Annotated in this window: 20 protein-coding genes; 17 read left to right on the forward strand and 3 right to left on the reverse strand. The window is 35.8% G+C overall.

The features are described 5' to 3' along the window. Positions 1-17 precede the first annotated feature (17 nt). From ACHUFV_RS01575 to ACHUFV_RS01590, 4 genes are all read left to right on the forward strand, one after another. On the forward strand, positions 18-344 hold the full coding sequence (locus ACHUFV_RS01575) for a 2Fe-2S iron-sulfur cluster-binding protein (RefSeq protein ID WP_394231814.1): 327 nt from the start codon (positions 18-20) through the stop codon (positions 342-344). A gap of 3 nt (positions 345-347) precedes the next feature. Next, positions 348-797, forward strand: a complete 450-nt coding sequence (locus tag ACHUFV_RS01580) for a GlcG/HbpS family heme-binding protein (RefSeq protein ID WP_394231816.1) — start codon at positions 348-350, stop codon at positions 795-797. A gap of 376 nt (positions 798-1,173) precedes the next feature. Continuing rightward, the gene (locus ACHUFV_RS01585) at positions 1,174-1,911 is read left to right on the forward strand and encodes an IclR family transcriptional regulator (protein WP_394231818.1); all 738 of its coding nucleotides are present in this window, start codon (positions 1,174-1,176) and stop codon (positions 1,909-1,911) included. A 301-nt stretch (positions 1,912-2,212) separates the two neighbouring features. After that, complete coding sequence (locus ACHUFV_RS01590) at positions 2,213-3,034, forward strand: alpha/beta fold hydrolase (protein ID WP_394231820.1); 822 nt, start codon at positions 2,213-2,215, stop codon at positions 3,032-3,034. 156 nt (positions 3,035-3,190) lie between these two features. On the opposite strand, the gene ACHUFV_RS01595 is transcribed toward ACHUFV_RS01590, so the two are convergent. Further along, positions 3,191-3,412 carry a hypothetical protein gene (locus tag ACHUFV_RS01595; protein ID WP_394231822.1) on the reverse strand — a complete coding sequence of 74 codons (222 nt, stop codon included), beginning with the start codon at positions 3,410-3,412 and terminating at the stop codon, positions 3,191-3,193. A gap of 286 nt (positions 3,413-3,698) precedes the next feature. Between ACHUFV_RS01595 and ACHUFV_RS01600 the strand changes: the two genes are divergently transcribed. The 6 genes from ACHUFV_RS01600 to ACHUFV_RS01625 all read left to right on the forward strand — a co-directional run bounded on the left by ACHUFV_RS01600 (position 3,699) and on the right by ACHUFV_RS01625 (position 8,375). After that, positions 3,699-4,295 carry a biotin transporter BioY gene (locus ACHUFV_RS01600; RefSeq protein WP_394231824.1) on the forward strand — a complete coding sequence of 199 codons (597 nt, stop codon included), beginning with the start codon at positions 3,699-3,701 and terminating at the stop codon, positions 4,293-4,295. Between the two features lie 24 nt (positions 4,296-4,319). Further along, entirely contained in the window at positions 4,320-5,315 is a 996-nt protein-coding gene (gene bioB / locus ACHUFV_RS01605) for a biotin synthase BioB (protein WP_394231826.1), read from the forward strand. A 125-nt stretch (positions 5,316-5,440) separates the two neighbouring features. Further along, positions 5,441-6,367: a Na/Pi symporter gene (locus ACHUFV_RS01610; protein WP_394231828.1), complete on the forward strand. Its 927-nt coding sequence runs from the start codon at positions 5,441-5,443 to the stop codon at positions 6,365-6,367. Positions 6,368-6,529: 162 nt separating this feature from the next. Continuing rightward, the gene (locus tag ACHUFV_RS01615) at positions 6,530-6,667 is read left to right on the forward strand and encodes a hypothetical protein (protein WP_394231830.1); all 138 of its coding nucleotides are present in this window, start codon (positions 6,530-6,532) and stop codon (positions 6,665-6,667) included. Between the two features lie 249 nt (positions 6,668-6,916). Beyond that, positions 6,917-7,384, forward strand: a complete 468-nt coding sequence (locus ACHUFV_RS01620; RefSeq protein ID WP_394231832.1) for a 2-thiouracil desulfurase family protein — start codon at positions 6,917-6,919, stop codon at positions 7,382-7,384. Positions 7,385-7,601: 217 nt separating this feature from the next. Beyond that, positions 7,602-8,375: an ABC transporter ATP-binding protein gene (locus ACHUFV_RS01625; RefSeq protein WP_394231834.1), complete on the forward strand. Its 774-nt coding sequence runs from the start codon at positions 7,602-7,604 to the stop codon at positions 8,373-8,375. 94 nt (positions 8,376-8,469) lie between these two features. Here ACHUFV_RS01625 and ACHUFV_RS01630 read toward each other — a convergent pair whose 3' ends face one another. After that, positions 8,470-10,974, reverse strand: coding sequence for an EAL domain-containing protein (locus ACHUFV_RS01630; RefSeq protein WP_394231836.1), 2,505 nt, complete (start codon positions 10,972-10,974; stop codon positions 8,470-8,472). Between the two features lie 337 nt (positions 10,975-11,311). Here ACHUFV_RS01630 and hflX point away from each other — a divergent pair, with 337 nt between their 5' ends. Together hflX and ACHUFV_RS01640 are read left to right on the forward strand one after the other, a co-directional pair. Beyond that, entirely contained in the window at positions 11,312-12,574 is a 1,263-nt protein-coding gene (gene hflX, locus ACHUFV_RS01635) for a GTPase HflX (protein ID WP_394233345.1), read from the forward strand. Positions 12,575-12,583: 9 nt separating this feature from the next. Further along, on the forward strand, positions 12,584-13,852 hold the full coding sequence (locus ACHUFV_RS01640) for a methionine gamma-lyase family protein (protein WP_394231838.1): 1,269 nt from the start codon (positions 12,584-12,586) through the stop codon (positions 13,850-13,852). A gap of 132 nt (positions 13,853-13,984) precedes the next feature. On the opposite strand, the gene ACHUFV_RS01645 is transcribed toward ACHUFV_RS01640, so the two are convergent. Beyond that, entirely contained in the window at positions 13,985-14,437 is a 453-nt protein-coding gene (locus ACHUFV_RS01645) for a ferritin-like domain-containing protein (RefSeq protein WP_394231840.1), read from the reverse strand. Between the two features lie 256 nt (positions 14,438-14,693). Between ACHUFV_RS01645 and ACHUFV_RS01650 the strand changes: the two genes are divergently transcribed. The 5 genes from ACHUFV_RS01650 to ACHUFV_RS01670 all read left to right on the forward strand — a co-directional run bounded on the left by ACHUFV_RS01650 (position 14,694) and on the right by ACHUFV_RS01670 (position 19,663). Next, positions 14,694-15,101 carry a MerR family transcriptional regulator gene (locus ACHUFV_RS01650; protein WP_394231842.1) on the forward strand — a complete coding sequence of 136 codons (408 nt, stop codon included), beginning with the start codon at positions 14,694-14,696 and terminating at the stop codon, positions 15,099-15,101. 126 nt (positions 15,102-15,227) lie between these two features. After that, positions 15,228-16,562: a type I glutamate--ammonia ligase gene (glnA, locus tag ACHUFV_RS01655; RefSeq protein WP_394231844.1), complete on the forward strand. Its 1,335-nt coding sequence runs from the start codon at positions 15,228-15,230 to the stop codon at positions 16,560-16,562. A gap of 262 nt (positions 16,563-16,824) precedes the next feature. Then, a complete protein-coding gene (gene desA / locus ACHUFV_RS01660) occupies positions 16,825-17,853 on the forward strand; it encodes a Delta(5) desaturase DesA (protein WP_394231846.1) in 1,029 nt (342 codons plus the stop codon). A 72-nt stretch (positions 17,854-17,925) separates the two neighbouring features. Further along, on the forward strand, positions 17,926-19,047 hold the full coding sequence (locus ACHUFV_RS01665) for a sensor histidine kinase (RefSeq protein WP_394231847.1): 1,122 nt from the start codon (positions 17,926-17,928) through the stop codon (positions 19,045-19,047). Positions 19,048-19,063: 16 nt separating this feature from the next. Further along, positions 19,064-19,663 (forward strand): response regulator, encoded by a 600-nt coding sequence (locus ACHUFV_RS01670; RefSeq protein ID WP_394231849.1) that lies wholly within the window; start codon positions 19,064-19,066, stop codon positions 19,661-19,663. Positions 19,664-19,852: the final 189 nt, after the last annotated feature.

Below are 19,852 nucleotides of genomic sequence, written 5' to 3' on the forward strand. Positions count from 1 at the left end.
GGAAGTAGGAGGGTTTGATGGTGAAAGTAACACTTAAAGCAAGAGGCCAGCAGTTTGAATACGACTGCGGTGCAGCTGAAACCCCTTTAAATGCTGCTCGTAAGCAATTTATTCCAATACCGACTGGATGTGTACGGGGTGGCTGCGGTATGTGTAAAGTGAAGGTTCTGAGTGGTGAGTATGAGCAAGAACTAATCCGTTCTCATGATGCCTTATCTGATGAAGACTTAGAAAATGGTTTTGCATTAGCATGCTGTATGACAGCTAAAAGTGAGCTAGAAATGATAACTGTTGAAGATTATGCTAAACTAATAGATAAGGCTAATTTAGAGGAGGCAAAATAAATTATGAGTTCTGAAATGCTCTATCAAAAGTATGCGTTAACTCAATCACTAGCATTAAAAATGCTGGAAGCAGTTACAAATAAAGCTGATGAGTTAGGGATTAGAATCAATGCGGCTATAGTTGATGATGGAGGTAATTTAAAAGCCTTCATTCGGATGGATGAAGCAGCGCTCCTAAGTTCTGAGATTGCACAAAACAAAGCGTATACTGCAGCAGCTTTTGGAAAATCGACTGAAGAATGGTATCCAATGATTAAAGAAGAACCTGCATTATTGACAGGTATTGTCCATACTGACAGACTTGTAGTTTTTGGAGGCGGAGTACCGCTTTTATACAATGGAAAGATTGTTGGCGGAGTAGGTGTCTCAGGTGGCTCGGCAGATGAGGATGTACAATGTGCAACAGCAGGTGCAGAAGTATTTGAAGAATATATTCAAACACTTGTAAAATAATATCAGTAAGTAAAAGTCATAAGTACAAAAGATTATTGAAATAAGCAGACTTATTTCCATTCAGCGAAATGAGTCTGCTTATTTTAATTAAAGGAAAATTTTTCAAAATAATCTATTGAAAAATCTTTCTATTTGAAATATTATAATTGTGAACGAATTATTTCACTATAATTAAATCAATAGATTACTATTTTTTATCTAATTTAAATCGATTGGATAAAAAATTTTAATCAGCGATTAGGTATGTTTACCTAATACCTATTTCCTTTTCATACAAAGTGTTTAAGCTCATCACGAAAAACACCTAGGTTAAGGATTCTTATATCAAAAGGGTTTAGGACTATTGATTTGAAAATCTATGGTATGAGGTGTTTGTATGATTAATTCTGTCAATAATGCCGTGAAAATTATTGACTGTTTTACGACTGAGAATCCAGAACTAGGTGTTTCAGAAATTTCGATTGAATTAAAGATGAATAAAAGCACTGTTCATCATTTAATAAGAACAATGAATAAAACGGGAATTTTAGTAAAAGCACCTAATCGTAAATATCGATTAGGGTCAAAACTGGTAAGATGGGGAAATTTGGTCTCAAATTATTATCAAAAATTTTACAATGCTATTCCTTATTTAGAGGAGCTAATGATTAGGACTGGAGAAACCATTCATATGGCTGTACTGGAAAATAACTGGGTGAGTTATATTACAAAGCTCGAACCAAAGAAGGCTGTCAAAATACAGACTTCCATTGGTTCATATAAACCAGTACACTGTACAGGACTAGGAAAGATGTTGCTGGCAGGAAATCTTGATAAAGATAATCGACATATTTTTCAGTTATCACTCGAAAAATTCACTGATCAAACAATCACCGACCACAAACAACTAATTCAAGAATTAATACAGATTGAAGAACAAGGTTATTCGATTGATGATGAGGAATACGAAGTAGGATTGTACTGTATTGCAGCCCCAATAAAAGACAGCATGGGATGTACTGTTGCTGCTATTAGCATTGCTGGTCCAGAATGCAGGATATGCGGACATAAAAAAGAGTATATATCCGACCTGGTTTCAACAGCACAAATGGTGTCAGCTGCATGTGAATTATAACAATTACTTGATCCATATTATGAAAGGACATACATGCTTTTGTAATATTGTCGAAACATTGAAGGGTTTTATATTTTTTTGTCGAATATTAAAATAATAAATAGATTCAACTTTTTCATAAATGATTAATTTTCAATGTTTAGTACAATCTATCCTATCGGTTTCAATTACTTGCTTTGTGAAGGATTTTTCATAAACAAGTATAATGAAATAAATCATTTGTATACTACAAATGATCCATCAAAGCCTTATTGATCATAAAGGTGCTATACCTAATACAAAATTGGAAGGAGCTTTTATAATGGTTGAAGCAGGAAAATATATTGACGTAAGAGGGATCAACACGCATTATCACGAAGATGGACAAGGTAAAGAAAAGTTACTACTTGTTCATGGTTCTGGTCCCGGAGTATCAGCATGGGCTAACTGGCGATTAGTTTTTCCAATCCTCTCCGAGAAATTCCATCTATATGCACCGGATGTTGTAGGTTTTGGCTATACTGATAGACCAGAGGGTATTCAATATTCCATTAATATCTGGGTTGACCATATGATCGATTTCATAGAAACAGTCATAAAAGAAAAAGTATCCATTATCGGTAACTCCTTTGGCGGAGCTATTGCACTCCACTTGGCAAAAAAACGTCCTGACCTTGTAAATAAATTAATCTTAATGGGAAGTATGGGCACGGCCCATCCTATTGCGGATGGATTGGATAAGGTTTGGGGATATGAGCCAAGTGCTGAAAATATGAAAAATCTGATTAAGATATTTGCTTATGATCAAAGTATGGCTGAAAATGGTGATTTAGTCGAAATGCGTTATAAATCAAGTATTCAAGAAGGATTCCACGAATCATTTTCTTCCATGTTTCCCGCACCTAGACAAAGACATGTCGATGCGATGGCATTAACCGAGAAAGAACTTGGGGAAATTGATTTCGAAATTCTTTTAGTCCATGGTCGGGAAGACAAGGTTATTCCAATTGAACATACGAGCTGGGTACTTGCTCGGGCACTTCCGAATGCACAGCTTCATACATTTCCTAAGTGTGGACACTGGGTACAAATTGAAAGAGCAAAGGAATTTGCCGGACAGGTAATTGAATTTATGAACCAATAATTTTATTTTACAGGAGCTCTCTTTAAGGAGAACTCCTGTTTTTTTTATTACAATTTCAAATTGGTAGAGAAAAAAAAGCAACAGCCTTTGCTAAAAGACTGTTGCTTTTCGATTTGAGTATAGTAAAAGAAATTCACTTTTAACTGATTATTTGATTTAAGACGTTTTTTCCTCACGATCATTTATTTGGATTAATGAATTTTTGCGTATCCAATAGTTGAAAGAATCCTTTGGAAAAACTCCTCTGCAACCTGAATTATCCATTTGAATCACAACACTCGCATCGGTTACTTCAATAATTTTTAACGTATCCGACTTACTAAAGTTAGGGATAAAACTACTCTTCATTTCAAACTCCATATTACTATGTAAATCCACTTTTATTATCCTCCTGCTATAACAACACATATTTTTTACATCCTGATATAATTTCTCCAATATTTTATTATTTATCCACATTTTGGCTGAAAAATATTCTTCTTCTCGAACTTATCATACATTGGACATTGGGGCAAATAATTAACTTGGTTCTACAATTTATACTTGATTTGATGGCATGTTAATTCTCAATATCACACTCTTTTGTTAACTAATTTAAAAATATAGTTGACATATGGTAGATTTATAAATTATCTTTAAATTGCAAACTAAAGGAGGAGAAATTATGCAACGTAAAGGAAAAACACTTGAATTAACACTAGCCAGCATGTTTATTGTTTTAATCGCTGTTGGTGCCAATATAACAACCATTGTTCCATTTTTGGTTGTTGGAGGTGTCCCTATAACATTACAGACTTTTTTTGCTGTTTTAGCAGGTCTTGTATTGGGAAGTCGACTAGGTGCTATTACCACTAGTACATATGCATTTATAGGATTAGTAGGGATCCCTGTATTTGCTCAATTTGGTGCCGGATTAGGCATGGTATTCAAACCAACATTTGGATTTATTCTTTCTTTTATCCTTGCTGCATATGCAGCTGGAAAGATAGTCGAAAAAAGAAAGAGCGTGGCTTCATTTATAACCGCATCATTGGTCGCAACAGCCATCAATTATGTGATTGGGACCAATTGGATGTATTTCTCATATAAAATCTGGGCTGAGGCACCAGAAGGTTTCAGCTACGGGGTTGCTTGGTTATGGATGCTGGCTCCGCTGCCAAAGGATATCATTTTAGCTGTGTTTGCTGGAGTCATGGCGCATCGACTAAAAGTATCGGTGCTGTCAAAAGGACAATTTAAACATTTAAACTTAGGTGCATAAATTTATTCGGGAGATGAATGAAAAATGGGGAAATGGAAAGAGCTTGCCATAGATGTATTGAATGGAAAAGTGTTGACGAATGATGAGGCATTGGAAATATTACAAGTGCCTGATGTAGAGCTGCTTGAATTATTGAATGGCGCTTATACGATTCGTCATCATTTTTTCGGGAATAAAGTGAAATTAAATAAAATTATTAATACAAAGTCAGGGTTATGTCCTGAAAATTGTGGATATTGCTCGCAATCTAGTATCTCGAGTGCACCAATTGAAAAGTACCGCATGATTGACAAAGAGACAATTCTTGAAGGGGCGAAAAATGCATATCAACTGAGGGTTGGTACATATTGCATTGTTGCTAGCGGTCGTGGGCCAAGTAATAAAGATATTGATACGGTTGTTTCAGCTGTGAGGGAAATAAAGGAAAAATTTCAATTAACGGTTTGTGCATGCTTAGGATTATTAAATCCAGATCAAGCAGCTCGATTAAAGGAAGCAGGTGTTGACCGTTATAATCATAATATTAATACATCTGAAAACCATCATGAATCGATAACCACTTCACATACATACCAGGACAGAGTAAAAACGGTTGAGATGGCCAAAGAAGCAGGCATTTCTCCGTGCTCAGGTGTTATTATCGGGATGAAGGAGACTAAACAGGATGTTGTTGATATGGCTTTTAGTTTAAAGGCATTAGATGCTGATTCCATCCCGGTCAATTTCCTGCATGCCATAGAGGGTACACCGCTAGCAGGGACAGATGAACTGAATCCAAGATATTGCTTAAAGGTTCTTTCACTCATGCGCTTTGTAAATCCGTCAAAGGAAATTCGTATTTCGGGAGGTCGTGAAGTGAATCTGCGAAGTTTACAGCCGTTTGGCTTGTTTGCGGCAAATTCAATCTTTCTTGGAGACTATTTGACAACTGCAGGCCAGGAAAGTTCCAATGATCACCAAATGTTAAAGGATCTTGGTTTTGAAATTGATTTCAATTCTGCGGTAGAAACCGCTTATTAAATAAATAGTTAATAGAATTTGAGACAGGAATCAACCAGCTGATTCCTGTTTTTTTGGATAATAATAGCTTTTAGACATGTCCAACATCGCCTTTCCATATGATGAATAGTATAGGGGGTGAGGTCTTGGTTCTGATTGTTTTTATTCTATTAATATGTCTATTTATTTTTGGAATGTCCCTGTTAAGAAAAGGCCTGTTAAACTTATCGGGTGACTCTTTGAAAATATGGTTAACGAAAGTAACTAATACACCTTGGAAGGGCGTTTTGGCAGGAATCATCGTTACATGTATTTTGCAAAGCAGCTCAGCTGTTATGATTATCACGATTGGATTAATTGCAGCGGGTATGCTTACGTTTCCTCAGTCAATAGGAATTATTCTCGGGACGAATATTGGTACAACCTTTACAGCTGAACTTATTACTTTTGATATTCAATCGTTTCTGATTCCATTAATGGTTTTGTCCCTTCTGTTGTTGTTTACAGGGAAAAAGAAACCTCAAAGTTTCGGACTGGTTTTATTGGGTATATTCTTTTTGTTTACGGCTATGGGGGGGTTTGAGTATTTAGCAGGGCCATTAAAGGAGATTGGCATCATAGACAGGTTTTTGCTTTCACTGAAAGAAAGTTATCTCTTAGGTGTACTGGCAGGAGCTGTTATAACAGGAATCATTCAGTCAAGCACGGCTACAACAGGAATCATCATGGGTTTTTTATCACATGGAGCTATCGAGATTGATACAGGGGTAGCCATTTTACTTGGTTCAAATATAGGGACATGTGTCGACGCGTTATTAGCTGCCATCGGGAGCGGAAGGGAAGCAAAGTTAACTGCATATGCTCATATCTGGCTCAATGTGATTGGGGTAGCCGTTTTCTTTCCGTTTATCGGTAACCTTTCAGAGTGGGGGACACAGCTTGCTGCATCAGCAGATGTACAGCTTGCACATATCAGTGTCTTATTTAATGTGATTTGTTCTTTACTTGTACTGCCATTTGCCGAAGGATTTGGAAAACTGATTATTCGCATTCATGATCATAGGGGTAAATAATAACTAGTGGTTGTTCGATTAACAGCATGTTTGATAGTCTTTAATCCCTTTTTTATTCAATTATTAGATAAATTCAAAAATAACATTGACACTTTTCATTTATCTGTTATATATTATTAATAATCAACATAAACTGTTATATAACAAAAGGGAGGATGAAAAATGGAGATGTATCAAAAAGCATATGAACATTATAAGACAATTTGTGAGGAGTATGGAATGGAATCGATGAATTATCATCAATTTATTAAACAATTAACAGACGAACAGCTTACTGAATTCAGTAAGTGCGCCAGTTAGGAGTATCTTATGACAACTGATAAAGATAGCGACGTCATACCAACCCTGTATGTTTTTTTTAGAAAAAACTACGGGGTTATATTTTTGTCCGCAACCGCTAAATTATTTGAATCCTCTAGTCCATTTCCTTATTAGACCTTTCCTAAAATCCTCGTTCTTCCTTTTTTCTAAAGGGTAAAATAAGATAAAATAAGAAAGTAGGACATAAAATTTCTGTATTACAACAGAATAAAACAAGTGGGTGATGAAATGATCGTAGTGAGTGCCTGTTTTGCCGGTTTTGATGTTAAATATAACGGATCCAATAATATAAACGTAAAAATTAAAAAGTTATTCGATGAACAGAAAGCGATTCCTGTCTGTCCTGAGGTACTCGGTGGATTATCGATCCCAAGAGAGCCTGCTGAGATAGTAGGAGGAGATGGTGAAGCTGTGTTGGATGGACATGCAAAAGTAATGACGAATACCGGAAAGGATGTGACAGAGCAATTTCTGAAAGGTGCATACGATACATTGAATGTAGTACAAAAGGCAGACGCTTCCGTTGTTGTGTTAAAAGAACGAAGCCCTTCTTGCGGCAGTACAATGATTTATAGCGGTGAGTTTAACGGAAATAAAAGACCAGGAAATGGTGTAACTGCTGCTTTATTAAAAAGAAACGGGATTCGGGTAATCTCGGAAGAGACCTTTCTTGAATTCCTCAAAGAAATGGAATAATAAAGGTAAATTACTGTAAGTCTAAGAATAAATGAATACAAACGGTCACATCTATCAATACGAGAAAATTAATAGGCGAGAGTTTATTAGACGGTTTCAAAGGTTTGTAATACCTTTACACCGTCTTTTTTCTATTATGTAAGACCAAGAACATACAAAATACTTCAATTCAAGTAGTAACTAATTGTAAAATAAAAGGATAAGGGGGTAGATCAAGTTGGTATTACAGCTGGAAAATGTTTCTTTAAAAAGGGAAGGTTCTTTGATATTAAAAAATATCAATTGGAATATTAAAAAGGGAGAGCATTGGGTATTATCTGGCTTAAATGGATCAGGAAAAACAGCAATCCTAAATATGCTTAATGCTTTTTATTTTCCTTCTAGCGGCAATGTAACAGTGCTCGGAAAGAAATTTGGTAAAACGTATCTTGGAGAAGAGCTGCGTAAAAAGATTGGATTTGTTTCTTCTGCTCTGCAAGAAAAGCTTCATAACAATGATAATGCATTTGAAATTGTATTAAGTGGGGCATTTGCTTCAATCGGACTATATGAAAGACCGACAAATGAGATGAGAGAAAAAGCGATTGACCTATTAAAACAATTAGGCTGCTTTAAGTATGCTAACCGGAATTACAATACATTGTCGCAAGGGGAGAAACAGCGAGTCTTGATTGGACGCGCCTTGATGGCAGAGCCTGAATTACTCATTTTTGATGAGCCAACAAACGGGTTAGACTTTATTGCACGTGAGCAGCTTCTTGAAACAATACAAAATATCGCTAAAAATCCGGGCTCTCCAACTATGATTTATGTGACACATCATGTAGAAGAAATATTGCCTGTTTTTAACAAGACATTGCTGTTAAAGAGAGGAGAAGTATTTTCTTCTGGGGATACAAAGGATATGATTTCAAGCCAGCAGCTCTCTGAGTTTTTCGGTGTATCTGTAACTGTATTTTGGCAGAGGGATCGTCCGTTTCTATCCAAATAGTACTTAATATCATTGAATGCTAACAAGCGCAAAAAGTCCAGATAATATTATCAGGCTATTTTGCGCTTTTTTAGTCTTTTTTTTATTTGATCAATCAATGATGAAAGAATTGAGCGCGGTCAGTGATTTTAATAAAACTACAGTCCGGGAGCAACAATTCCTTGTTATATTCTATTTTTAATTGATTCATTAGCGGAACCATACCATATTCTTCAAACTCCTCAGGATTAAATTTGAATCCATATTGAAATAATCCGTCATTAACAGATTTGCACCACACATTTTTTCCCCGTAAAGATAGTTTTTTATCAAATAATGTGGTTGTGATATCTAAGATAATTTCCTTGTTTATTGGAAACTTTATATTGGAAACATAGCAAAGTCCTCCAGCTCCAATATCTTCAATTAGAATAGAGCTGCTCCCAATCGAAAGAGGCTTATCATGTAAATGATGAATAGTTAAAGATCCTAAAAGAGGATATTTAAATAGAATCCTAAAAAACTCTCTACGATTAGGAACTGATTTTTTTAAGGTTACAAAGGTTTCGGCTCTTGCAGTCTTTCCTTGTGTAATTAATGCTTCAAATTCCTTTGGCAGGATGGGTTTACTCAGATAGTAACCTTGAATATAATCACAATGATGCTCTTTTAAGATTGTGAACTGATTTATATTTTCAACACCTTCTGCAACAACCTTCATATCTAATTGATGTGCCAATTGAATGGTTGCTTTGGTAATTTGAAGACTGTCAGCACTTGATTGTATATCCTTGATAAAGGATCGGTCAATTTTTAATTGGTCAAAATTTAATTTTTTCAATGTTTTTAAGGAAGAATAACCGGTTCCAAAGTCATCAATTGAAAACATTATTCCTTTTTGTTTTAAAATGGCCATTTTTTTCAAAACGTCTTCATAGCTTTCAAAGATAATATTTTCTGTAATCTCAATATCAAGTAATTCAGGCTCAATATTTGTTTCCTCTAATATATTTAAGATGTAATCAGTAATCCCTTCGTCAGAAAATTGGATTGGTGAAAAATTAACCGAAATAGGGATTAACTGTACACCCTTCTGTTTCCATTCATTCATTTGCGTACATACGCTTCTTAGAATCCATTCACCTAGCTTGATAATTAATCCTGTTTGCTCTGCAATGCATATGAACTCATCGGGGGACACAGTACCCCATATAGGATGTTCCCAACGGACTAAAGCTTCTGCGCCAATTACCTTTTTTCCTGTATCGAATTTTGGCTGGTAATGAATAAAGAACTCGTTATTCTCAAGCGCTGTTTTGATATCATTTTGCAGATTTAATTTCTTATATGATTCTATATCCATTAAATGCTGGAATAGGTGAAATTGATTTTTTCTAATCGCTTTTCCTTTCGATAACGCTATTCCTGCTTTTTCAATTAAGTCAACACCATTTTTTCCATCAGATGGGTATAGGCTTATCCCTATACTAGCAGTAACCGAAAGGGATTCATCATTAATATAAATTGGTTCATTAATCGTTTGGAGAATTTTTTCAGCAAGTTGAATAGCTTCTTTCGTATCTTCCATATCTCTCAATACAATAATAAATTCATCTCCGCTAAAATGAGAAACAATGTTTTCAGTTGTTTGCCTAATTGTTTTTAAACGGTTCGATACTTCAATTAATACCTGATTTCCAATCTGATATCCGTAGTGATTATTAATATATTTAAAATAATCAATACCAATATTTAAAACGGCAAAATCTTCTTGTTTCTGACATAGTTTATCTAATTGTAATTCAATACTTCTTCCATTTGGTAAATGGGTTAAGGGATGATGAAAAGTTAATTCATGTAAGGTTGCTTCGTATTCTTTCTTCTTTGTAATATCTTTCCGAATTGCAATGTACTGATAGGGAATTCCTTCCTCATCTAAAACAGGAACAATGGTGCTGTCTGCCCAATAGAAAGTCCCATCTTTAGCTCTATTTTTTATCTCACCGTGCCAAACCTTACCTTGTAAGATGGTTTCCCACATGGCTTTATAGACTTCATCATCATGAAAGCCTGATTTGATAATTCGATGGTTTTGACCAATTAATTCGTCATTACTGTATTTTGACAGATCACAAAACTTTTCATTTGCATACAGGATGATACCATTAGAATCAGTAATCGTCACTTCAGAGGTTAAATGCAGAGCATTCGTAATAACCTCCAGATTTTTCATACTGGTTTTTAAACGAGACTCAGATTCTTTGTTTTCAGTAATATTAATCGTTATTCCTACTGCGTGCTTTTTGTGTTTGAAAAAGGTTTGGTTCATAAGCCAGCGGATTTCACCATCGCGATGAATGATTCGATATTCATATAAGTTAGGTTTCCCAGTGGTTATGTCTTCTTTCATCTGGGAAACTATATTTATGTCTTCTGGGTAAATAAGATTCTTCCAAAGTGAAGGGGATTGTATGAGTCTGTCAGAAGAGATTCCTGATATTTTTTCTATTGAAGGAGACACAAAAGTAATAGTATGGTTTTCGAGATTCATCTCCCATACACATACATCTAAAGAACCATATAAGTATGATCGTGACTCGTTTTCATTTAAAACATTCATGATAAATCCCCCATATAATATAAAAAAGGGTATAATCCCTTTATATGTGTAACTTATGGTTCTATTATACTATAATTTCCATTTATATCTATGAGAAAATTCATATTTTTTAAGAAAATGGAGTATATACGGTTTATAATGACAAATGGATAGAAAATACAAGATTAATAAGAGCTATTAATAACAATTATTTATTAATAAGTTATATTAAGAAATAATTAATTATGGCTGATTTAGAATATAAAAAAAAGAAAGGGAGTACCCTAGATTAAATGGAAATTAGTGTTTATTTATGATATTTGATATGATGAAAAAAACAATGAAAGAAGGGGTTAAGATGGAGCAAATGCAAGAACAAGAAAGAGTTATACTTGTCGGCTGTCAAACAACAGAGGATGATTTGCCTTTCCAATATTCAATGGAAGAATTAGCATCTCTGACAAAAACTGCGAATGGACAGGTTTTGTCTCAATTAACCCAAAAAAGAGAACGAGCTGATAATGCAACCTATATAGGGAGAGGGAAAGTAGAAGAACTAAAAGCCCTTGTTGAGGAGTTTGAAGCTAAATTAGTTATATTTAATGATGAATTATCTCCCAGTCAGGTGAGGAATCTCGCTTCGAAAATTGAGGCAAGAATAATCGACCGAACTCAATTAATTCTAGACATCTTTGCGCAAAGAGCTAGATCAAAAGAAGGAAAGCTGCAGGTGGAACTGGCCCAACTGCAATATTTACTCCCTCGTCTAGGCGGACAAGGTACCCAGCTTTCCAGGCTTGGTGCAGGGATTGGGACAAGAGGTCCAGGGGAAACGAAGCTTGAAGCAGATCGACGCCACATTCGTAATCGAATTCATGACATCAAAACACAGCTTGAAGGGATTGTCCATCACCGTGAGAGATACCGCGAAAGAAGAAAGAAAAACCGAGCCTTTCAGGTTGCTATTGTCGGGTATACAAACGCAGGAAAATCAACGTTGTTTAACCGTTTAACGGAGGCGTCCTCACTTGAAGAAAACCAGCTATTTGCAACGCTTGATCCGATGACAAAAAGATGTATATTACCAAGCGGGTTTACGGTCCTAATGACAGATACAGTAGGATTTATTCAGGATTTGCCTACCAGCTTGATTGCCGCCTTTCGTTCCACACTTGAAGAAGTAAAGGAGGCCGATCTTATCCTGCATGTTGTCGATTCTTCTAATCCTGATTATTTTCAGCACGAAAAAACCGTTAATGAATTATTAGAAGAGCTGGAACAAGGTCAAATTCCGCAGATTACCGTGTATAATAAAAGGGATGTCCAACATCAGGATTTTGTTCCATCTTCGAAAAATGAATCCATTCAAATTAGTGCGTTAGATGAAAATGATCGTCTGTCATTAAAACAAGGAATTGAAACTAAAATGATCAGCATGATGAATTATTATCATGTAGAAGTGCCTTCAACTGAAGGGAAATTGCTATCACAATTAAAAAACGAAACGATTCTTAGAGAATTGTCATTTGATGAAGATAAACAATGGTATGTCTGTAAAGGGTATTCGTTATCAGATCATCCAATTGTTGGGCAGATACAACAATATACTGTAAAGAGATAGGGGAAAGACATGTTTCGTTCATTAACTTATGGGGAAGTATTACAACCGCTTGTTGCAGAAGTGGAGCAGCAAATTAAAGAAATTCACGCTGAAATTGATGAAAGAATAGATAGGAATCAATTTCGAGTACTGAAAAGTTTTCAGCAAAATAAAGTAAGTGATTCTCATTTTATTCCATCTACCGGATATGGCTATGATGATTTCGGGAGAGATACACTTGAAAAAATATATGCAGAAGTGTTTGGTGCCGAAGCTGGTCTTGTAAGACCTCAGATTATTTCAGGAACCCATGCTATTTCTATCGCTTTATTTGGTATTTTGAGACCGGGAGATGAACTTTTATACATAACTGGTAGACCATATGATACTCTCGAGGAAATAGTGGGTCTACGTGGAAGTGGGTCAGGTTCCTTAAAGGAATTCGGCATCACATACCAAAGTGTTGATTTATGCGAGAATGGGAGGATAGATTTTGAGGCAGTTGCACAAGCGATGAAGGCCAATACAAAAATGATCGGAATCCAACGTTCAAAGGGCTATGCAACACGTCCTTCCTTCACCATTGCTGAAATTAAAGAAATGATTCAATATGTAAAGGAAATTAATCCCGAAGTCGTTGTATTTGTCGATAACTGCTACGGAGAATTCGTCGAAGATACGGAACCTTGTCATGTTGGCGCTGATTTAATGGCTGGTTCATTGATTAAGAATCCAGGCGGCGGCTTGGTTAAAACAGGTGGTTACATTGTTGGAAAACAAAATTGGGTTGACGCCTGCTCATATCGTCTGACCTCACCAGGAATTGGTGCAGAAGCAGGAGCTTCACTATACAGTCTGTTGGAAATGTATCAAGGATTTTTTCTAGCGCCACATGTCGTCGGCCAAGCTTTAAAAGGAGCGGTATTTACAGCTGCCATGCTTGATCGCTTTGGGATGAATTCCAATCCATTATGGGACAGCAAGCGTACGGACTTGATTCAATCAGTTCAGTTTGACGATCGAGATAAAATGGTTGCCTTTTGCCAGGCCATTCAATTTGCATCACCAATCAATTCACATGTAACACCATACCCAGCATATATGCCAGGGTATGAGGATGATGTTATTATGGCTGCTGGCACATTTATTCAAGGAGCGAGTATCGAGCTCACTGCTGACGGACCAACTAGACCCCCATATGTTGCCTATGTTCAAGGTGGATTAACGTACTCGCATGTCAAAATGGCCATTTGTATTGCTTTAAATTCATTACTTGAAAAAGAATTGCTGCATATATAATTTATGTTAACGGAGCAAATATGCGGCTGAAGTTGAGTTAAAGCGAAAAGAAGTAGTTGGATAAAAAGGGAGAATCGACAGGACACGATTCTCCCTTATTTAAATAAGAAAAGTAGTATGAGAACGGAGAGGTTAAGATCGAAGCCAATTAAGATTTACTAAAAAATACAAGAACCATACAGCATGATTTTGTTCATCAGCTGCAGCTCGTCTAAAAACTTCCTTCATAAATGGATGATTGCTATTGTCTGCAATATCCAAATAAAGATCTACCGTTTTCTGCTCATCCCTCAAAGCCATCTCAATCCCTTTACGGTATGAGTTCGGGCAATCTTCAGTTACCTTTGGTTGAGGCTGTTTACCTGTTAATTGCCTATAGATTTGAACAAATTGATTATAATGTTTTTGTTCATCTTCGCGAATTTCAAGAATCTGTGTTCTTTCTTTTTCTGTACGTGCTAATTGGGCAATTTTTTCATAGCACTGAATGGCACTATATTCACCATTAATCGCTTTTTCAATATCCTTTATTAACTTATTTGTTTGTCTTTGTTCAGTATAGTATGGATAGTGAATAGAATACATATTTTGACCTCCTAATCAAAAACTACAATAGTATATGGTGCAAAATATCATAGGTGCAAGTATGAATTTAAACGGCGTATACCTATGATAATTTTGCTACACCTGTATTCTTGTATTTTATTATGTTAATAAACAATTGCTCTAGTAAGAAAAGAATAAAATTCATGTAATAATTTCTTACATTTGATTGACAACTTTTCTGACAAGGAATATAATAACAGCATAAAGTAAATGAAAAGGAAATGGGGAAAAGCCAATGACAGGAAGTCAAATACGTCGCTCAATGCCGCTATTTCCAATGGGGACAGTGATGCAGCTTACTGATCTAACTGCTCGGCAAATTCGCTACTATGAGGAACACGGGTTAGTAAATCCAGAAAGAAGCGAAGGAAATCGCCGACTCTATTCCTTGAATGATATTGATACCTTATTGGAAATTAAAGATTTGATTGATCAGGGTGTAAACCTAGCAGGAATTAAACAAATTTTTGCTGTGAAAGAAGAGCAGTCAATCGAACATGAATTGCAAAAACAAGCAATCAAAGAGAAGAGGGAGCTTTCAAACGAAGAAATAAGAAAGCTGTTAAGAAAAGAACTAACAAATGCTGGTCGATTCAATCGTCCAAACTCACGCCAAGGAGATATGTACCGCTTCTTTCACTAAAATGATTGCAGGGTATGGTTGATATCGAATTTAATTGGTGATAGCATGATACTGATTCAATGTTTACCGTTATTATTGTAGTAATTAAATTAATTAATGTTCGATTTATAGGGAGGAAATTAAAGCATGGCAAAGTATTCAAAAGATGATATTAGACGTATGTGTAAAGAACAAAACGTTAAATATATCCGTCTTCAATTTACTGATATTCTAGGTGTAATCAAGAACGTTGAAATTCCAGTCAGTCAACTTGAAAAAGCCATTGATAATAAAATGATGTTCGATGGTTCTTCAATTGAAGGATTTGTTCGTATTGAGGAATCTGATATGTACTTATATCCTGATTTAGATACTTTCGTAGTTTTTCCTTGGACAGCTGAAAAGGGGAAAGTTGCTCGTTTTATCTGTGATATCTATAATGCAGATCAAACACCATTTGCAGGTGACCCACGCAGTAATTTAAAGAGAGTATTAAAAGAAATGGAAGAGCTAGGATTCACTGATTTCAACCTTGGACCTGAGCCTGAGTTTTTCTTATTCAAGCTAGATGAAAAAGGTGAACCAACATTAGAGCTTAATGACAGTGGCGGTTACTTTGATCTAGCTCCTACTGATCTTGGTGAAAACTGCCGACGTGATATTGTACTTGAACTTGAAGAAATGGGCTTTGAAATTGAAGCATCTCACCATGAGGTTGCTCCCGGACAACATGAGATTGATTTTAAATATGCAGATGCTATCACAGCCTGTGACAACATCCAAACATTTAAATTAGTTGTAAAAACTATTGCTCGAAAGCATGGTTTACATGCGACATTTATGCCAAAGCCATTATTTGGTCTAGCTGGTTCAGGTATGCACTGTAATTTGTCTTTATTCAATAACGGTGAAAATGTCTTCTATGATCCAAAAGCTGATTTAGAGTTGAGCGATACTGCTCGTCAATTTATTGCTGGTATTGTAAAGCATGCTGAACCATTTACAGCTATTACAAATCCAACAGTAAACTCTTATAAGCGTCTAGTTCCTGGTTACGAAGCACCTTGCTATGTTGCATGGTCAACAAGCAACCGTTCACCTTTAATTCGTATTCCAGCTTCCCGCGGTTTAAGCACACGTGTTGAAGTACGCAGCGTTGACCCAGCTGCAAATCCATATTTAGCCTTGGCTGTCCTATTAAAAGCAGGACTTGATGGAGTGAAGAATAAGTTGACTCCTCCAGCACCAGTTGACCGCAATATCTACGCGATGGACAAGGAAGAAAGACTTGCTGAAGGGATTACTGATCTCCCAGCAACATTAGCTCAAGCAATCGAAATCTTGAAAACAGATGAAGTAATTGTTTCTGCTCTAGGTGAGCATATTTTTGAACATTTCATCGAAGCAAAAGAAATTGAATGGGATATGTTCCGCACCCAGGTACATCCATGGGAGAGAGAACAATATATGTCTGTATATTAATCAGCTCAAAAAAAGCCTTACGCTTTATGCGTAAGGCTTTTTTTCTTTCCATTTATTTCCCAAGTTGGATTTTTAGTTATATTTTTTCCAAACAAGAACAAACTATTTTTGATTAAACTTAATAAAGTGCGGGACTAATTCAAATGTTAACCTGTTATATTCAGTTTATAACAGGATTGACTTCAATAGGTGGTTTTTCTTCCTTATAATAAGGTTGCAAACCATTTAGTTATCCTGTGTATAATAGGAGGCAGAAAAGAGTATGACAAAAGAGATACAAAAAGAACTTAAGAGGACAATTGCACCATTTGAAAAATCAAACCTTAGAAATAGTACGACCCAGCTACTTAATACAATTATTCCTTTTTTTCTACTATGGTACATTGCATATGAAACCCTTTCTGTTTCATATACTATAACATTATTGGTAACATTATTAGCGGCTGGTTTTCTAGTTCGAATCTTTATTATTTTTCATGATTGCTGTCACCAATCGTTTCTTAAAAATAAAAAAGCAAATGAAATCATCGGGACTTTTACAGGAATTCTAACACTGTTTCCTTATCATCAATGGAGACATAGTCATAATATACACCATGCTACAAGCAGTAATTTAAACAAACGTGGAACAGGTGATATTTGGGTTATGACCGTTCAAGAGTATTGTAATGCGACTTTTTGGCAGCGCATTGCGTATCGCCTGTATCGTCATCCAATTGTCATGTTTGGATTAGGACCTTTTTATTTATTTTTTATTTCGAATCGTTTTAATCGGAAAGGTGCAAGAATGAAAGAACGGATAAATACATATCTCACAACGATTTTAGCTACGATGCTATATAGTTATATGTGTTGGCTTATAGGATGGCAGGCATTTCTATTGGTTCAGGCACCGATTTTGTTTATCTCAGGTTCATTAGGAATATGGTTATTCTATATTCAACACCATTTTGAGGATTCATACTTTGAACACGAAGAAAACTGGGATTTTGTTAAAGCAGCGGTCGAGGGCAGTTCTTTTTATAGGCTGCCAAAAATCCTGCAGTGGTTAACGGGAAATATCGGTTATCATCATGTACACCATTTAAGCCCCAGGGTACCAAATTATTTTCTTGAAGAGGTACATGAGCAAAATACACCGTTAAAGTCTGTTCCTACAATAACCATTCGCTCAAGCCTTCATGCTATTCATTATCGACTATGGGATGAAGGAAATAAACAGTTTGTCAGCTTCCGGGAAATCAAAAAAAGAGTTGTAAGGCAAAAAATATCTCATAAGATGGTTGAGTAAAGGAAGTTTATTTTAAGACTTCCTTCTTTACTTTTGATATGATGTAGCTATCCTATATAAAGAGGTATATGAATGAAGAAAAGATTGCAGTTATTTTCTAGCAGTACAGGTGTATCCCCATATATTTGGGCACTGTTTGCTGTACTACCATTTTATTTTATTTTTCAATGGTCATCGATAGCGGAAATTGTTACAGGAATTGTGTTATCTATTTTCTTCTTTGTTTCCTATCGATTCGCTTTTGTTTCAAATGGCTGGTTGAAATATTTATGGACGGGTTTACTTATCATCATTTCTATTACAATGACAAGTTTTTTAGGTTATGTTTATTTTGCTTTTTTTCTTGCTTACTTGATTGGAAACTTCCAAAATAAAGTCGCGTTTATTACCTTTTATGTGATCCATTTAGTTAGTTCAACTGTTGCAATTAATTATAATTTCATTATTCAAGATGAGTTGTTTTTAAAACAATTGCCATTTATCGTGATTATTTGGATTAGTGTAATATTAATGCCTTTTAGTATCTATAATCGAAAAAAACGGGAGCAGTTAGAAGCACAGCTGGCATTTGCAAACAAAAGAATTTCAGATTTAATTGTACAGGAAGAGCGGCAGCGGATTGCACGCGATCTTCATGATACATTAGGTCAAAAGCTTTCTCTTATTGGCTTAAAGAGTGATTTGGCAAGAAAAATTTTAGATAAAGATCCCACGCAGGCACGTGCTGAGTTAAAAGATATTCAACATACAGCAAGAACAGCACTTAACGAGGTCAGGAAGATGGTTTCAAATATGCGTGGCACGCGGCTGAAAGAGGAAATAATCCATATTAAACAAATACTTGCTGCTGCAGAAATTAAGGTAACACTCGAGGGTGAAAACTCTTTATCCAATGTTTCGTTATTTTTAGAAAATATATTAAGTATGTGTCTAAAGGAAGCAGTTACAAATGTGGTAAAACATAGCCGAGCCACTGATTGCTGCATTACTTTTCAGCAATCAAGCAAAGAAATTGTTATTACAGTAAAAGATGATGGAATCGGGCTTGTTACGAAAGATCTTAATGATAAAGGAAATGGGATTTTAGGGATGAGGGAAAGATTAGAGTTTGTAAATGGTTCATTGGAAATGGTATCTGATAATGGAATGACATTGATCATTAAAGTGCCGAAAGTCGTAAAACAAACAGAATAGATAGAGGTGCAAATAAATGATTCGTATTGTAATAGCTGAAGATCAACAAATGATGCTAGGAGCTCTTGGTTCTTTATTGAATTTGGAAGAAGATATGGAAGTGGTAGGGAAATCTAGTAACGGGGAACAAGCCATTTCACTTGTGCACAAATATAAACCGGATGTGTGCATTATGGACATCGAAATGCCCATCAAGAGTGGGCTTGAAGCTGCTGAAGAGCTAAATGGACTTGGATGTAAAGTCATTATTTTAACAACGTTTGCTCGAACAGGGTATTTTCAGCGTGCATTAAAAGCAGGTGTCAGAGGGTATCTATTAAAGGATAGTCCAAGTGAGGAATTAGCAAATACGATTCGTAGTGTAATGGCTGGAAAAAGGGTGTACGCACCAGAACTAATGGATGATTTTTATAGTGAAGAGAATCCCTTAACCGAAAGAGAAAAAGAAGTGTTAGAGCTAGTGGCAGATGGAAAAAACACAAAAGAAATAGCTGATGAGCTTAGGATTAAATCAGGGACAGTACGAAACTACATTTCTACCATTCTGGATAAATTGGAAGTAAAAAATCGGATTGAAGCAATTAAGAGGTCGAAAGAAAAGGGCTGGTTTAAATAATAAGGGGAAATATCAAAATGTATGGCGTAAGATTCTTTGCTTTATAAGTAGGGAAACTTACGCCTTATTTAACTTCATTCAGCAGAAGTCCTCCACTTCTATAAGTGGGGTATGAATGCACACTGCTCGTTGATTCAGTGGGGGTTCAAACCCCGGCTGAATGAAGTTAAGCCTCCGGCGGATGTCACG

The organism is Niallia oryzisoli (genome assembly GCF_043641075.1).
GTDB classification, from domain to species: Bacteria; Bacillota; Bacilli; order Bacillales; family Cytobacillaceae; genus Bacillus_BD; species Bacillus_BD oryzisoli_A.

Excerpts from the sequence above, each read along its gene's own strand:
- ACHUFV_RS01575 (WP_394231814.1), top strand. The coding sequence starts at position 18 with ATGGTGAAAGTAACACTTAAAGCAAGAGGCCAGCAGTTTGAATACGAC.
- ACHUFV_RS01580 (WP_394231816.1), top strand. The coding sequence starts at position 348 with ATGAGTTCTGAAATGCTCTATCAAAAGTATGCGTTAACTCAATCACTA.
- ACHUFV_RS01585 (WP_394231818.1), top strand. The coding sequence starts at position 1,174 with ATGATTAATTCTGTCAATAATGCCGTGAAAATTATTGACTGTTTTACG.
- ACHUFV_RS01590 (WP_394231820.1), top strand. The coding sequence starts at position 2,213 with ATGGTTGAAGCAGGAAAATATATTGACGTAAGAGGGATCAACACGCAT.
- ACHUFV_RS01600 (WP_394231824.1), top strand. The coding sequence starts at position 3,699 with ATGCAACGTAAAGGAAAAACACTTGAATTAACACTAGCCAGCATGTTT.
- bioB (WP_394231826.1), top strand. The coding sequence starts at position 4,320 with ATGGGGAAATGGAAAGAGCTTGCCATAGATGTATTGAATGGAAAAGTG.
- ACHUFV_RS01615 (WP_394231830.1), top strand. The coding sequence starts at position 6,530 with ATGGAGATGTATCAAAAAGCATATGAACATTATAAGACAATTTGTGAG.
- ACHUFV_RS01620 (WP_394231832.1), top strand. The coding sequence starts at position 6,917 with ATGATCGTAGTGAGTGCCTGTTTTGCCGGTTTTGATGTTAAATATAAC.
- ACHUFV_RS01630 (WP_394231836.1), bottom strand. The coding sequence starts at position 10,974 with ATGAATGTTTTAAATGAAAACGAGTCACGATCATACTTATATGGTTCT.
- hflX (WP_394233345.1), top strand. The coding sequence starts at position 11,312 with ATGGAGCAAATGCAAGAACAAGAAAGAGTTATACTTGTCGGCTGTCAA.
- ACHUFV_RS01640 (WP_394231838.1), top strand. The coding sequence starts at position 12,584 with ATGTTTCGTTCATTAACTTATGGGGAAGTATTACAACCGCTTGTTGCA.
- ACHUFV_RS01645 (WP_394231840.1), bottom strand. The coding sequence starts at position 14,437 with ATGTATTCTATTCACTATCCATACTATACTGAACAAAGACAAACAAAT.
- ACHUFV_RS01650 (WP_394231842.1), top strand. The coding sequence starts at position 14,694 with ATGACAGGAAGTCAAATACGTCGCTCAATGCCGCTATTTCCAATGGGG.
- glnA (WP_394231844.1), top strand. The coding sequence starts at position 15,228 with ATGGCAAAGTATTCAAAAGATGATATTAGACGTATGTGTAAAGAACAA.
- desA (WP_394231846.1), top strand. The coding sequence starts at position 16,825 with ATGACAAAAGAGATACAAAAAGAACTTAAGAGGACAATTGCACCATTT.
- ACHUFV_RS01665 (WP_394231847.1), top strand. The coding sequence starts at position 17,926 with ATGAAGAAAAGATTGCAGTTATTTTCTAGCAGTACAGGTGTATCCCCA.
- ACHUFV_RS01670 (WP_394231849.1), top strand. The coding sequence starts at position 19,064 with ATGATTCGTATTGTAATAGCTGAAGATCAACAAATGATGCTAGGAGCT.